The organism is Glutamicibacter sp. NPDC055354 (genome assembly GCF_053644955.1).
Window position 1 is genome coordinate 230,275 of the sequence record NZ_JBSHMB010000004.1, and the last position, 13,302, is coordinate 243,576.

At 64.4% G+C, this 13,302-nt stretch carries 14 protein-coding genes; 7 read left to right on the top strand and 7 right to left on the bottom strand.

Annotation, left to right across the window (positions count from 1 at the left end; translation table 11 throughout):
• Nucleotides 1–191 precede the first annotated feature (191 nt).
• Together ACWICV_RS16120 and ACWICV_RS16125 are read left to right on the top strand one after the other, a co-directional pair.
• Complete coding sequence (locus ACWICV_RS16120) at nt 192–1,487, top strand: benzoate/H(+) symporter BenE family transporter (protein WP_454091334.1); 1,296 nt, start codon at nt 192–194, stop codon at nt 1,485–1,487.
• A 101-nt stretch (nt 1,488–1,588) separates the two neighbouring features.
• Nucleotides 1,589–2,380 (top strand): aspartate dehydrogenase domain-containing protein, encoded by a 792-nt coding sequence (locus ACWICV_RS16125; protein WP_332498987.1) that lies wholly within the window; start codon nt 1,589–1,591, stop codon nt 2,378–2,380.
• A 16-nt stretch (nt 2,381–2,396) separates the two neighbouring features.
• On the opposite strand, the gene pcaC is transcribed toward ACWICV_RS16125, so the two are convergent.
• The 7 genes from pcaC to ACWICV_RS16160 form a co-directional block, all read right to left on the bottom strand.
• Entirely contained in the window at nt 2,397–2,804 is a 408-nt protein-coding gene (pcaC, locus tag ACWICV_RS16130) for a 4-carboxymuconolactone decarboxylase (RefSeq protein ID WP_365943063.1), read from the bottom strand.
• Between the two features lie 18 nt (nt 2,805–2,822).
• Nucleotides 2,823–3,620, bottom strand: coding sequence for an alpha/beta fold hydrolase (locus ACWICV_RS16135; RefSeq protein ID WP_365943064.1), 798 nt, complete (start codon nt 3,618–3,620; stop codon nt 2,823–2,825).
• Nucleotides 3,602–5,008 carry a lyase family protein gene (locus ACWICV_RS16140; protein WP_454091335.1) on the bottom strand — a complete coding sequence of 469 codons (1,407 nt, stop codon included), beginning with the start codon at nt 5,006–5,008 and terminating at the stop codon, nt 3,602–3,604. The genes ACWICV_RS16135 and ACWICV_RS16140 overlap by 19 nt, the downstream gene beginning before the upstream one ends.
• Nucleotides 5,009–5,151: 143 nt before the next feature.
• Nucleotides 5,152–5,730, bottom strand: a complete 579-nt coding sequence (pcaG, locus tag ACWICV_RS16145; RefSeq protein WP_454091336.1) for a protocatechuate 3,4-dioxygenase subunit alpha — start codon at nt 5,728–5,730, stop codon at nt 5,152–5,154.
• A gap of 1 nt (nt 5,731) precedes the next feature.
• Nucleotides 5,732–6,580, bottom strand: coding sequence for a protocatechuate 3,4-dioxygenase subunit beta (gene pcaH / locus ACWICV_RS16150; protein ID WP_454091337.1), 849 nt, complete (start codon nt 6,578–6,580; stop codon nt 5,732–5,734).
• 40 nt (nt 6,581–6,620) lie between these two features.
• A complete protein-coding gene (locus tag ACWICV_RS16155; RefSeq protein ID WP_365943067.1) occupies nt 6,621–7,817 on the bottom strand; it encodes a 4-hydroxybenzoate 3-monooxygenase in 1,197 nt (398 codons plus the stop codon).
• Between the two features lie 218 nt (nt 7,818–8,035).
• Nucleotides 8,036–8,782: an IclR family transcriptional regulator gene (locus tag ACWICV_RS16160; protein ID WP_365943068.1), complete on the bottom strand. Its 747-nt coding sequence runs from the start codon at nt 8,780–8,782 to the stop codon at nt 8,036–8,038.
• 266 nt (nt 8,783–9,048) lie between these two features.
• Between ACWICV_RS16160 and ACWICV_RS16165 the strand changes: the two genes are divergently transcribed.
• The 5 genes from ACWICV_RS16165 (at nt 9,049) to ACWICV_RS16185 (ending at nt 13,296) form a co-directional block, all read left to right on the top strand.
• On the top strand, nt 9,049–9,699 hold the full coding sequence (locus tag ACWICV_RS16165; protein WP_454091338.1) for a DUF6318 family protein: 651 nt from the start codon (nt 9,049–9,051) through the stop codon (nt 9,697–9,699).
• 175 nt (nt 9,700–9,874) lie between these two features.
• Nucleotides 9,875–11,086 (top strand): thiolase family protein, encoded by a 1,212-nt coding sequence (locus ACWICV_RS16170; RefSeq protein ID WP_402473661.1) that lies wholly within the window; start codon nt 9,875–9,877, stop codon nt 11,084–11,086.
• Nucleotides 11,087–11,105: 19 nt separating this feature from the next.
• On the top strand, nt 11,106–11,777 hold the full coding sequence (locus ACWICV_RS16175; RefSeq protein ID WP_402473660.1) for a 3-oxoacid CoA-transferase subunit A: 672 nt from the start codon (nt 11,106–11,108) through the stop codon (nt 11,775–11,777).
• A complete protein-coding gene (locus ACWICV_RS16180) occupies nt 11,777–12,433 on the top strand; it encodes a 3-oxoacid CoA-transferase subunit B (protein ID WP_105658562.1) in 657 nt (218 codons plus the stop codon). The genes ACWICV_RS16175 and ACWICV_RS16180 overlap by 1 nt, the downstream gene beginning before the upstream one ends.
• 80 nt (nt 12,434–12,513) lie before the next feature.
• Nucleotides 12,514–13,296 (top strand): IclR family transcriptional regulator domain-containing protein, encoded by a 783-nt coding sequence (locus tag ACWICV_RS16185; RefSeq protein WP_454091339.1) that lies wholly within the window; start codon nt 12,514–12,516, stop codon nt 13,294–13,296.
• Nucleotides 13,297–13,302 lie beyond the last annotated feature (6 nt).

A 13,302-nucleotide genomic window follows, 5' to 3' on the forward strand; every position in this document is an offset into this window, starting at 1 on the left:
CCCTGCATTCCTTTCATCCGCGGGCCGCATCGCCCCGGTCTTATCCTAGCCCTGCGTGCAGTGGCAGCTAGCAGCCCGAACTATCCTAGGACTGCCATACCCCGGATCAATGCGCCACGTCCCACGGCCCCTGGAGCCGTGCAATGGTGGTGGACTATTAATGCCACTGCCACCATCGCCCAGGAGCGCACATGCCCAAACCCGCCGATAACCTGCCCACCCGCGAATCGGCTCCAGCAGCTGCGCGAGCACCACGCGAACCGCTGCTGGAGCGGGCCGAGCAGCGGCCTGCCGGAATCCGCGACCTGCTGCGCGACGTGGGCGGGGTATATGCCAGCAATGGCGTGATCGGGCTGGTTTTCTCCGCCTCGGGCCCCATCGCGGTCACCCTTGCGGTGAGTGCCGCTGGCGGGCTGTCCCAGGCCGAGATGGCTTCCTGGGTCTGCGGGATCTTCCTCTCCGCCGGGTTGGCGACCATCGTGATGTCCCTGCTCTACCGCCAGCCGCTGGGATTCGCCTGGTCCATCCCCGGCACGGTGCTGCTGGGCCCTTCGCTGCAGCACCTGTCCTTCCCCGAGGTGGTCGGGGCGTTCTTCGTCTCCGGGGTACTGGTCCTGGCCTTGGGCGCTACCGGGGTGGTGCGCCGGATCATGGCGGCCATACCCATGCCGATTGTGATGGCCATGGTGGCCGCGGTCTTCTTGCGCTTCGGCACCGACATCGTCTCGTCCACCCAAGCCAACCCGGTGGTGGCCGGCCCCATGGTGCTGGTCTTCGTCCTGCTCGCTGCGGTGCCGGCGCTGGGCAGAAGAATTCCCCCGGTGCTGGGCACGCTGATCGCCGGGGCCATCGCGGTGGCAGCCAGTGGCCAGTTCGCGTTGGACGCAGCTGGCGGGCCCGTGCTGGCCACCCCGGTGTTCACCGCTCCGGAATTCACCTGGGCTGCGCAGCTGGAGCTGGTGGTGCCGTTGGCCATCACCGTGCTGATTGTGCAGAACGGCCAGGGTGTCGCGGTGCTGCGCTCTGCCGGGCACCGTCCCCCGGTCAATGCCTTTGCGCTGGCCTCGGGCGGGTTCTCGATCCTGAACGCATGCTTCGGTGCGGTGTCCGCCTGCGTCACCGGGCCAACCAACGCGTTGCTCACATCATCTGGCGAAAAGCACCGCCAGTACACCGCAGCGGTGGTCTATGGCTTCCTGTCCCTGCTCTTCGCCCTGTTCGCTCCAACGCTGACGCGCTTAATGCTGGCCACCCCTGAGGCTTTCGTGCTGGCCTTGGGAGGCATCGCCATGCTCAAGGCCCTGCAGCAGGCCTTTGTGACGGCCTTCGCCACCAAATTCACCCTGGGCGCCCTCGTGACGTTCGTGGTAACCATTTCCGGTCTGGACCTGTTCAACATCCATGCCGCCTTCTGGGGTATTCTCATCGGATATGGAGTCTCCCGGCTCATGGAACGCACGGACCATTCGACCGCTTCACGGCACTAGCGGCAATGGCCCGCACACTGGCCAGCTGGCAGTTCGTGCCGAGCCCGCGAGCTGGCCTAAGCTGGCGGTAGCTTACATCGATCTTTTCGGACAGGACGGGCATGGCCACGGGCAGCATGTATCGGGTGGGAGTACTGGGCCACGGGGCGATCGGCTCCGTGGTGGCGGAGCAACTGGCAGCCGGGACGGTGCACGGTGCCCAGCTCGAAGGGGTGATCCTGCGCCGGCCGCAAACCGGGCTGGAGCATGAGCAGCTGAGCTGGGAGTCGGCCCTGGAGCGCTGCGACCTGGTGGTCGAATGCGCGGGCCAGCAAGCCCTGCGCGAGAATGCGGTGCGCATCCTGGCCTGCGGGGTTGACCTGCTGGCCAGTTCCATGGGGGCGCTGGCTGACCCGGAGTTCGCCGCGCAAGTGCAGGCCGCCGGACCGGGACGCTTGTCCAGCACTGCCGGGGCCATCGGCGGATTGGACCTGCTGGGCGCGGCTGCCCGGATGGGCGGCATCGACCAGGTGCTGGTGACGACGCGCAAGCTGCCGGCCACCTTGGTGCAGCCGTGGATGGATGCGCAGCGGCGCGGTGAATTGGAGCAGGCCGCCGGACCGGTAGAGGTATTTCGCGGTCCAGCCGCGGCAGCGGCCCAGGACTTCCCGAAGTCATTGAATGTGGCCGCGGCGGTGGCGTTGGCTGTGGGGGATTGGGATGCGGTGACAGCCAGATTGATCGCCGACCCGGAGGCAGGCCTGACCGAGCACCGCATCGAGGCGCGCGGCCCAGCCGGCGAGTACAGCTTCTCGATCAAGAACCACCCCTCGCCACGCAACCCGCGCACCAGCGGCATCGTCCCGTGGGCCCTGCTGCACTCGATCCGGCAAGCCGCGGCGGCGCGCCGCTAGCGGCGCGGTGCCACGGCTAGTGGCCTTCGGCTGCCGCGTACTCCTCCAGCACCTTCTTGCCGATCTTGAACGCAACGTTCGCTGCCGGAACGGAACAGTAGATGGCGCACTGCAAGAAAACTTCCTTGATTTCTTCGGGAGCCATGCCATTGCGCAGGGCCGCGTGCACATGCATTTCCAGTTCTTCCCAGTAGCCGCCGGCGATCATTGCGGTCAGCGTGATGGCGCTGCGGGTAGTGCGCGGCAGGCCGTCGCGGGTCCAGATGGTGCCCCATGCGTAGCGGGTGATCATTTCCTGGAATTCGTCGGTGAACTCATTCGAGTTCCTGGTGGAACGCTCAACGTGCTCGTTGCCCAGCACCTGGCGGCGTACCTCCATGCCGGCATCATAGGTATCGCCGGGAAGGCGCGGTGAATCAGCCATTTCTGCAGGTCCTCGCTTCTAGTTGGCCAGCAAGAACTCGGCCAGCAAGGCCGCGGTCTCTTCGGGTGCTTCGGCCGGGGCCAGGTGGGCGGCCGAATCGATGACCGCCATGGTTCCGCGGGGTGCATTTTCGGCGATGAACTCCGCGTCTGCCGGAGGGCACACTTGGTCCTGTGCGCCGTTGATGGCAATGATCGGGTCGCTGGTTGAAGCCAGCTGCCCGCGCACGTCGAATCCTGCCAAGGCGCCGCAGGCGTGGGCGTAGGCGAAGCGGTCAGCGTTCTGCAGGCTGTGCAGCAGCTCGGTGCTGATCACCGGTTCCTTCTCGATGAATCCCGGCGCGAACCAGCGTTCGGCAGAACCGGCGACCATGGTCGGGGTGCCGGCCTTGGCGACCAGCTCGGCACGGTCGGTCCACCCTTCGGGGGTGCCGATCTTCGCGGCAGAGCAGATGGAGGACAACGCGTTGAAGAAGCCGGCGTGGTCTACGGCCAGCTGCAGGGCGGTGGCCCCGCCAACCGACACTCCGGCGTAGTACAGCTTGCCGTCCTCGGGGATGACGCCGTCGGCACGCAGCGCCCCTACGGCCTTGGTGACGCCGGTAGCCAGTTCGGCCAGCGAGAATGCCTCGGTGGACGGCTTGCTTTCGCCGTGCCCCGGCAGGTCCCAGGCGATGACCTGGAACTTGTCCTTGAGGTAAGGCAAGGCCGGGGCCCACAGCGGCAGGGCCGCAGTGCCCAGCGAGGGGCCGACGATGAGGGTGGGAAGTGCCTTGTCGGTGTGCAGCAAGGAGGGGGTTAGTTGCGGGACTGCCATGATTCCTTCCGTGCCGAGTAATCGGCGAGTACGGTTTCGGTGAAGCGATCCGCGGCACCGAGGTAGCCAGCTGGATCAAATAATTCGTAGAGGTCCTGGTCGTTCAAGTCATGCACGGAGATTTCCAGGCGCAGCAGATCGCGCAGGGAAATGCGCTCGTCGAGGCTGCGGCGCACCAATGCCTGGATGGCCGGTTTTCCGCCGACCACCAGGTCAGCCAGGGCGGCAGCGAGTCGTTCGGAGAGCACGGCATCTCCGCCCAGGGCGAGGTTCCGCTCGATGGCAGCGCGATCCACTCCCAGGCCGTTGGCCAGGAACGAAGCGTGGAATGCCGCCCCTGATGCCAGCCGGGCCAGTTCGCGCAGGGCACTCCATTCGGCGTGCCAGCCGCCATCGGGGCGTTCATCCACCGCGGTGCCGGCAGCAGTGAACAGGGTGGAGAGCAATCCGGGGGCGCTGAATGCCGCATTGCGCAGCAGTACCGAGCGCACCGGGTTCTGCTTCTGCGGCATGGCCGAGGAGCCGCCCTTGCCGGCCTCGCGAGGTTCGGACAGCTCGCCGATTTCCGGACGGGAGGCGGTGAGCACATCAGCGCCCAGGGTCCCCAGCGCGGCAATGGCCGCACCCAGTGCGGAGCCAAGCTGGAGAATCGGCATGCGGTTGGTGTGCCATGGGGTACCAGGATCATGCAATCCCAGGTGGGCGGCCAGCTGGGCGCTGAGTGCTGCGCTGGTCTTAGTGCTTTCACTATGGCCAGCTAGGAACTGCTCCAGTGATGCCAAGGTTCCTACCGCGCCACCCCACTGCAGGCGCAGGGCGCTGGTTGCCGATTGAAGCTGCTGCTCGGCGTCGAGGATGGCTGAAAGCCAGCTGGCGGCCTTCCACCCCAGTGTGGTGGGCAAGGCGTGCTGGGTCAGCGAACGGGCAATGCATACCGTCCCCCGGTGTTCGCCGGCCAATTTGGCCAGTCCGTGCGCGGTGCTGCGCAGGTCGGCGAGCGCCAAGCCGGTGGTCTTGGAGAGCACCAGCATCATGGCTGTGTCGATGATGTCTTGGCTGGTTGCTCCGCGGTGCAGGGCTGCGCCAGCGGTTTTCGCGGCGCCGTCTTGGGAAAGCAGTTCGCGCATCATGCCCAGCAGCGGGATCAGCGCGTTGGCTCCGTCGGGAGTCTTGGCGGCAAGCAAAGGGAGGTCGTAGCGCTCAACTTGGGCTACGGCCTGGACAGCTTGGGCATCTTCTGCACTGCAAAGCCCGGCCTCGGCCTGGACGTGGACCCACGCGGCCTCGACATCCAGCATGCCCTGGACAAAGGCGGTATCGCTGGCGAATGCGGCAGCGGGGGTGCCTGCCCAGGTGGGGGCCAGTACACCGTAGTCGGCACCGTCCATTGCATCCCTCAATTCTTAGCAAAAGGGCAGCTGCCCCTGATCTAGAACTCTAATGCCCGTGAACGGGCAATACCCCGCGGGGCGCTTTAACGTCTGTAACAGTACGGACATTGGCGCGCACCTGCGGGGCAGTGCGTTGGTAATCAGCTTTCGCGCGGGTAGGAGAGGAACGCTGTTTCGTTTTCTCCTTGCAGGCGAATATCGAATCGCAGCGAGCCATCTGCCTCGCGGGTGGCGATCAGCGTGGAGCGTTCAGCCTCGGAAAGCGATACGAGCAGCGGATCACGGGCCAGCGCCGTGGTGTCCTCGGGCAGGTAGATGCGCGTGAACAACCGGTTGAGCAGGCCACGGGCGAATACGGTGAGCATGATGAACGGGGCCTTGCCCTCATCGGTGGCGCCCGGATTCACTGTGGTAAAGGTGTAATGCCCGGCGTTATCCACCGCTGCCCGTCCCCAGCCGGTGAAGGTGTAGCCATCGCGCACCAGCGAACCTTCGCGGGACACTACGTTGCCGTGCTCGTCGGCCTGCCAGATTTCCAGCAGGGAGTCCGGGATGATCTCGCCGTTGCCGTCACAGACAACCCCGTGCAGGCGCACCGAGTTCGGATGTGCCTGGTTGAGCAGCTCATTGTCCTTCTCGAAGGGCAGCGCATAGCCGTAGAATGGGCCGATGGTCTGCCCCGGGGTGGGGGCGAGCTTCAGTTCTGGTGCCTGAGCCATGTTAGTGATCTCCCTCTTCTTCTTCCATCCAGGTGCGGTTCGAGCCGGTGAGCACGATGTCCCAGTTGTAGCCGGTGGCCCATTCATGGGACGTCAGCGAATGGTCGTAGCTGGCGACCAGGCGGTCGCGCGCTTCCTTGTCGGTGATCGCCTGGTAGATCGGGTCGAGGCTGAACAGCGGATCGCCCGGGAAGTACATCTGGGTGATCATGCGCTGGGTGAAGTCGGTGCCGAACAGCGAAAAATGGATGTGCGCCGGGCGCCAGGCATTGTGGTGGTTTTTCCACGGGTAGGGTGCCGGCTTGATGGTGGTGAAGGAGTATTCGCCGTTCGGGCCCGTGATCGCGCGGCCCACGCCGGTGAAGTTCGGGTCGATCGGGGCCGGATGCTGGTCGCGCTTGTGGATGTAGCGTCCGGCGGCGTTGGCCTGCCAGATTTCCACCAGCTGGCCGGCCACCGGGCGGCCATCGCCATCGAGCACGCGGCCGGCAACGACAATGCGCTCGCCGATCGGCTCGCCGTTGTGCTGGATGGTCAGATCCGATTCCAGCGCATGCACGTCGCGCTGGCCGAAGGCAGGGGAGTGCAGCTCAATGGTTTCCGGGTCAGCGTGGTGCAGGTTCTTGGTCGGGTGGCGCAGCAGCGAGGAGCGGTAGGGCGCGAAGTCGATGCGCGGCTGGGTTTCGGCTTTCTTGCCGGCCAGGACCTCCTGGCGGTAGGCCTCGTGGAGATCGGCGATCTCGCCGCTGATTTCTTCCTGGCTGGCGGTGGTTGCCGCAGGGTCCAGAAGATGCGAGTTGTTGAAGGACTCGGCTTCGGTGCGGTCCTGCGGTGCGGTTTCGGTGCTCATTGCGGGCTCCTTTCTAAGGTGCGGAGGATGGTTAGAGGTTCTAGGCGTGGGGCCAGCCGGTATAGGACTCGGCCAGGTACTGCTGGCCGAACCGCGAGGAGGTGACGGTTTCCAGCTCGCCCAGGGCGCGCTTGGCCATGAACGGGTCGCCGCCAACCGGGGTGTGCAGCATGGAGGTCATCCAGTAGGAGAAGTTCTGCGCCTTCCACACGCGCTTCAGCGCCAGGTCCGAATAGCCGTCCAGCAGCTGCTCGCTGCCGGTGGAGAAGTAGGAGTCCAGGGCCTCGAAGAGCACCTTCACATCGGCGAAGGCCAGGTTCAGGCCCTTGGCTCCGGTGGGCGGGACGGTGTGCCCGGCATCGCCGATCAGGAACATCCGCCCGTGGGAGAGCGGTTCGCGCACGAAGGAGCGGAAGCCCAGCACGGTCTTGTCGAAGATCTCCCCGGTTTTCAGCTGGAAGCCATCCGGCCCGTCCACGCGCTTTTGCAGCTCGGTCCAGATGCGGTCATCGCTCCAGGCGTTCACGTCTTCGTTCGGGTCGCATTGGAAGTACATGCGCTGCACGGTTTCGCTGCGCTGGGAGATCAGCGCGAAGCCGTGCGGGGAGTTCGCGTAGATCAGCTCCGGGGCGGATTTCGGTGCTTCGGTGAGGATTCCGAACCAGGCGAAGGGGTAGGTGACCTTGAAGTCCTTGCGCAGGGTTTCGGGCATCTGGCGGCGGGCGAAGGAGCGCGAGCCGTCGGCGCCGACGATGACATCCGCGTGCACCTCGAAGAGGTTGCCCTCGGCATCGGTGAAGCGGAACTTCGGGGTGGATGTCTCCATGTCCAGGATCTCGGTGACTTCGCAGGAGTACCGCACGTCGCCCTGGTCGCGTTGGCGTACCGCGGCCAGGTCGACGAAGACCTCGTTCTGCGCGTACAGGGTGACGGTGGCGTCGACCAGGTCGCGGAAGTCCAGCGGGTGGGATTCGCCGTTGAAGCGCAGGTCGATGCCGGCGTGCTCGTCGCCGTGGGTGAGGACCCGTCCATCCACGCCGGACTCGGTGAGCATCTTGACCGCTTGGGCTTCGAGGATTCCGGCACGGTGGGTGTTGCGGATGGCCTCGTGGTCGCGCATTTCCACGACGATGTTCTCGATGCCGGTTTTGGCCAGCAGATGCGAAAGCATGAGCCCGGCTGGACCGCCGCCGATGATGCCGACCTTGGTCTTGAGGATGCGTGGATTCTGAACCATGGGACCCTGCCTTGCTGTCGTCTGGACCAGAAGCCGGGCGCCCGGCTGCGTTGCCGGACCGATGCATGTGGTCTAAGGAAGTAAGAAGAACTTCCATCAGGATGCGGTGCATGTGACCCGGCAGACAGGCGCATTCTCAATGAATGGGAAAAATGGGTTGCGTATCTATGCCGCACCGGTCAAGCGCAACAGGGTGCTGGCCTTGCAATTTCTGGTCGCTAGATGTTGTCGAGGCGCAGTGCGCGAGCGATGCCCCGGGCTGCGGTGCGTAGCGCCAGGGCTGCGGACTGCAGTGTTCCAGAGTCGCGGGGGACAACCACCGAGATTACGGCAACCTGATAGCCTGCCTCGTCGAGGATCGGGGCGGCGGCACCGGTGGTTTCCGGGTCGATGAATCCGTCGAACGAGGCGAATCCGTTGCGTCGGATTTCCGCCATTTCTGCGCGGAGTTCAGGATGGGTGGCGGTCATCAGTTCGTGGTGGCGTTCCAGGAACCCGTGAATGGTTTCCGGCCGTGAAAAGGCCAAAAGTGCCATGCCCATCGAGGTTCGGTGCACAGGCATGCGTCCGGCGACATTCGCCTGATTGACAACGGAGCCCGGCCGCGAGAGACGCTCGATGATCAGCACCTCGTCCTGGTGCAGTACCGAGAGCTGGGTATTTTGCCCCAGCAGCTGGTTGATGTCCTCCATGAACGGCAATGCCGCGGTGCGAAGGTCCTGGGTGGCAGCGCTTCGATTGGCTAATTCCCAAAGGCGCAAACCCAGCCGCACCTGGCCAGATCCGTCTCGCGCCAGCAAGTCATGGGATACCAATTCATCGAGCAACCTGTACATGGTTGCTTTGGGGATGTCGGCACGCCGGGCCAGGCTGCTGACGCTGAGCGACTGATTGTTGAGATCAAAAGAATTCAGGATCCGAACCAAGCGGTCCAGCATAGAGTCCCCACTGGGCGAATTGGCCATGGAACTATTTTAGGGCAGTGGCTGCTTCGCTTCTCCTGCATCCAGGTGAGTGGCTCTGCGCTTTAGTGCAAGCAGGGTTCGCTATCGCGCCGAATTTCCCTTGTTCATCCAGAGTTAACGTGGAATTTTTCCAGCGATTTTCATTGAAAAGAGTAGCGAAAACGTTATTTGAATAGTGGTCGTATTATCGAAATGCTTGATGTAAGGTCGTTTTCGAACGCGGAATAAACTCCAAGAAGGCGGCGGCAATGGTTCGGAATCATCAAGTGAAGCTTGCAGCTTTGATAGCTGCACTGACGCTGGCAGCCAGCGGTTGCGTCAGTGCATCCCAGGGAGGGGCCGGTGATCCTTCTGCTGGCACGGTGTCGCCTGCGCCGAGCTCCACGGAGCAAAATGCCGAAGTTCCGCAGCGCCCGGCGGTCCTCAGCGAGAAATCCGAGGAAGGGCTGGAAGGTGCCGTGGAGTATTGGGTACAGCTGCTGAACTATGCGGTGGCGAGCGGTGACACCGCCGCACTCAAGGGCTTCTCGGCAGCGGACTGCACCTTGTGCCAGGAGCTAATCGCCCAGACCGACCAGGCCTATGCCAATGGCGGAAGCATTGACGAAGGCGAATTCAGGGTTATTGAAACCATGAGCACCCTGGACAAGTATCGAGCATCGCCGGGCGAGCCCAAGGTTGTGTTTGCCAGCTTTGGAATAGAGCGAGCCGTTGGCCAAGTCCTCGGTGCAGATGGAAAGGCGACCAGCGAAATTGAGCCGGTTTCCTGCATGGATTTTGAAGAAAATTGGGATGAGATCGCTTATGACGAGGATGGAAACTTCATTGGATCCATTTGCTCGCTAGCTGTGCAGGACCCGGCGTTCGACGAGTCTTCCGGATGGCAGCCGCTGAATGTCGCGGTTAACGCGCAATAGCAATATTCGCCTTGGAGAGTGCCCTGGCTGCTTCGGCAGCCGGGGCATTTTTGTGCGGGGAACCGGGTGGACCGCAACAGAAATCTATTGAAGCTACGGACATCAGCTGCTAAAGTTCATTCTACGAACATAAGTTCACGATGTGAACAGACCGCAGCGATGGAGCAGTGAGACGATGCAGCAGGCCTACCTATACGACGCAATCCGCACCCCCTTCGGCAAGATCGGCGGCGCGCTGTCCAGCCACCGCCCCGATGACCTGGCCGCCCACGTGGTGCGCGAGCTGGTCGCCCGGGCGCCGCAGCTGGATGTCGCGGATATCGACGAGTCGATCTTCGGCAACGCCAACGGCGCCGGCGAGGAAAACCGCAATGTGGCCCGCATGGCCACCCTGCTCGCCGGGTTGCCGACCTCGCTGCCGGGCACCACGATGAACCGCCTGTGCGGCTCCTCGCTGGATGCCTCGATCGCGGCTTCCCGCCAGATCGCCACCGGCGACGCGGACCTGGTCCTGGTTGGCGGCGTCGAATCGATGAGCCGTGCTCCATGGGTGCTTCCCAAGACCGAGCGTCCTTTCCCGATGAGCAATCTGGAACTGGCCAACACCACCCTGGGCTGGCGCCTGGTCAACCCGGCCATGCCGGGGGAATGGACGGTATCGCTGGGCGAGGCCACCGAGCAGCTGCGCGAGAAGCACGGCATCTCCCGCGAAGACCAGGATGAATTCTCCGCGGCATCGCACCAGCAAGCCGCGGCCGCCTGGGAGGCCGGAAAGTACGACAACTTGGTAGTTCCGGTTCCGCCGGCGAACAAGCGCGGCACCGAAGTCACCCGCGACGAAACCATCCGTGCCGATTCCACTGCCCAGACCCTCTCCAAGCTGCGCACCGTGTTCCGCACCGGGGAGAATGCCACGGTGACCGCTGGCAACGCCTCGCCGATGAGCGACGGCGCCTCGGCGGCCTTCATCGGTTCCGAGCGCGGCGGCGAATTGCTGGGTGCCGATCCGATCGCCCGCATCGTCTCCAACGGCGCTGCCGCGCTGGATCCGCAGTTCTTCGGCTTCGCCCCGGTGGAAGCCGCCAACAAGGCTCTGGCCAAGGCCGGCCTGAAGTGGTCGGATATCGCCGCGGTCGAGCTGAACGAGGCATTCGCGGCCCAGTCCCTGGCCTGCATCCGGGCCTGGGATATCGACCCGGCCATCGTCAATGCCTGGGGCGGGGCCATCTCCATCGGCCACCCGCTGGGAGCCTCGGGCCTGCGCATCCTGGGCACCGTCGCCCGCCGCCTGGCAGAATCCGGCGAGCGCTACGGGCTCGCCGCGATCTGCATCGGCGTCGGCCAGGGCCTGGCCGTCGTCGTCGAAAACGTGAACGCAACCAAGTAGCTTATAGAAAGGCAGCATCATGGCACCACGCATTGCCACCTCGGCCGCGGACGCCGTCGCCGAGATCACCGACGGCGCCACCGTCCTGATCGGCGGCTTCGGCAACGCCGGCCAGCCGATGGAACTGATCAACGCGCTCATGGACTGCGGCGCGAAGGACCTGACGGTCGTGAACAACAACGCCGGGCAGGCCGACGCCGGCCTGGCCCTGCTGATCAAGGAACGCCGGGTCAAGAAGATCATCTGCTCCTTCCCGCGCCAGTCCGACTCCTGGCACTTCGATGAGGCCTACCGGGCCGGGGAAATCGAGCTGGAGCTGGTTCCGCAGGGCAACCTGGCCGAGCGCATCCGCGCCGCCGGCGCCGGCATCGGCGGGTTCTTCACCCCCACCGGCTACGGCACGCTGCTGGCCGAGGGCAAGGAAACCCGCGTGATCGATGGCAAGGGCTATGTGCTGGAAACCCCGATCCACGCCGATTTCGCGCTGATCAAGGCACTGAAGGCCGACATGCTGGGCAACCTGGTGTACCGCAAGACCGCGCGGAACTTCGGCCCGATCATGGCCACCGCGGCCAAGTCGGCCATCGTGCAGGTGGACGAGGTCGTCCAGGCCGGTTCCATCGATCCGGAAAACGTCATCACCCCGGGCATCTTCGTGGATACCGTGGTGGAACTGGGAGGGGAAAAGTAATGAGCGCAATGACCACCACCGAAGCAAAGCTCACCCGCGATGAAATGGCGCAGCTCGTTGCCGCGGACATCCCGGCCGGAGCATTCGTGAACCTGGGAATCGGCCAGCCGACCAACGTCTCGAACTACCTCACCAAGGAACAGGGCGTCACCCTGCACACCGAGAACGGCATGCTGGGCATGGGCCCGGTCGCCACCGGCGAGGACATCGACCCGGATCTGATCAATGCAGGCAAGATCCCGGTCACGCAGCTGCCCGGCGCCTCCTTCTTCCACCACGCGGATTCCTTCGCGATGATGCGCGGCGGCCACCTGGATGTATGCGTGCTCGGTGCCTTCCAGATCTCCAAGGATGGCGATTTGGCCAACTGGCACACCGGTGCCGAAGGTGCCATCCCTGCTGTGGGCGGCGCCATGGACCTGGCTATCGGCGCCAAGGCGACCTGGGTGATGATGAGCTTGTTCACCAAGGCCGGGGAATCCAAGCTGGTTGAAACGCTGAGCTATCCGGTCACCGGGCTGGGCTGCGTCTCGCGGATCTACACCGAAGTGGCCGTCTTCGAGCTGCGCGATGCCAAGGTCTTCGTGCGCTCCACCCATGGCATCAGCTTCGAGGAGCTGGCCGCCAAGGTCCCGGTGGAACTGACCCAGGCCTAGAAGACCCAGTAGATTAGTGGGGTGCGCATCCGAGTCCCGGAAGTGCACCCCGCAATCATTTCCAGCGCGCAAGGAGCACGGTGAGCGAGCAGGCAGCAACAACCACATCGGTCCAGTCCCTGGCCCGCGGCTTGGCGGTCATCAGCAGCTTCGATGCCGATCACGCGTCAATGACCCTCTCCGAGGTCGCCGCACGCACTGCCCTGTCCCGGGCCACCGCCCGGCGGTTCCTGCTGACCCTGGTGGAGCTGGGCTATGTGCGCACCGACGGCAAGCATTTCGAGCTGACCAGCAAGGTCCTGCAGCTGGGGTACTCGTACCTGTCCAGCGCCACCTTGCCGCAGCTGATCGAACCGGTGCTTGAGGAACTCTCGGCTGCTGTGCATGAATCGGCCTCCGCTTCCATCCTGGACGGATCGCAGATCGTCTACATCGCCCGGGTGCATACCCGTTCGATCATGCGCGTGGGCATTTCGGTGGGCACCCGCTTCCCGGCGGCCAACACCTCCATGGGCCGGGTGTTGCTGGCCTACCAGCCCGAAGAAATCAGCGAGGCGGTGATCGCCGCCGGCGTGCATTCAATGACCGGGCTGGGGATCGATGGCCCGGATCAGCTACGCGTTGAACTTCATCGGATCCGTACCCAGGGCTATGCCGTGGTGGACCAGGAATTGGAGATCGGCCTGCGCTCGGTGGCGGTGCCGGTATTCAGTGCCGATGGCACCGTGGTCGCCGCGATGAACGTGTCGATGAGCGTGCGTCCGAATACCAGCGACAGCGCGCAGGAGGCAGCCCAAGCGGTGCTGCCGCGGCTTTTCGAGGCCGCGCAGCAGGTGCGCGAGGCGCTGGCCTCTAGCCGCTAGCACACG

What these genes read in the sequence shown, in the direction of transcription:
- ACWICV_RS16125 (WP_332498987.1), top strand. Translation starts at nt 1,589, where the DNA reads ATGGCCACGGGCAGCATGTATCGGGTGGGAGTACTGGGCCACGGGGCG.
- ACWICV_RS16180 (WP_105658562.1), top strand. Translation starts at nt 11,777, where the DNA reads ATGAGCGCAATGACCACCACCGAAGCAAAGCTCACCCGCGATGAAATG.
- ACWICV_RS16160 (WP_365943068.1), bottom strand. Translation starts at nt 8,782, where the DNA reads ATGGCCAATTCGCCCAGTGGGGACTCTATGCTGGACCGCTTGGTTCGG.
- ACWICV_RS16120 (WP_454091334.1), top strand. Translation starts at nt 192, where the DNA reads ATGCCCAAACCCGCCGATAACCTGCCCACCCGCGAATCGGCTCCAGCA.
- pcaH (WP_454091337.1), bottom strand. Translation starts at nt 6,580, where the DNA reads ATGAGCACCGAAACCGCACCGCAGGACCGCACCGAAGCCGAGTCCTTC.
- pcaC (WP_365943063.1), bottom strand. Translation starts at nt 2,804, where the DNA reads ATGGCTGATTCACCGCGCCTTCCCGGCGATACCTATGATGCCGGCATG.
- ACWICV_RS16140 (WP_454091335.1), bottom strand. Translation starts at nt 5,008, where the DNA reads ATGGACGGTGCCGACTACGGTGTACTGGCCCCCACCTGGGCAGGCACC.
- pcaG (WP_454091336.1), bottom strand. Translation starts at nt 5,730, where the DNA reads ATGGCTCAGGCACCAGAACTGAAGCTCGCCCCCACCCCGGGGCAGACC.
- ACWICV_RS16155 (WP_365943067.1), bottom strand. Translation starts at nt 7,817, where the DNA reads ATGGTTCAGAATCCACGCATCCTCAAGACCAAGGTCGGCATCATCGGC.
- ACWICV_RS16135 (WP_365943064.1), bottom strand. Translation starts at nt 3,620, where the DNA reads ATGGCAGTCCCGCAACTAACCCCCTCCTTGCTGCACACCGACAAGGCA.
- ACWICV_RS16170 (WP_402473661.1), top strand. Translation starts at nt 9,875, where the DNA reads ATGCAGCAGGCCTACCTATACGACGCAATCCGCACCCCCTTCGGCAAG.
- ACWICV_RS16175 (WP_402473660.1), top strand. Translation starts at nt 11,106, where the DNA reads ATGGCACCACGCATTGCCACCTCGGCCGCGGACGCCGTCGCCGAGATC.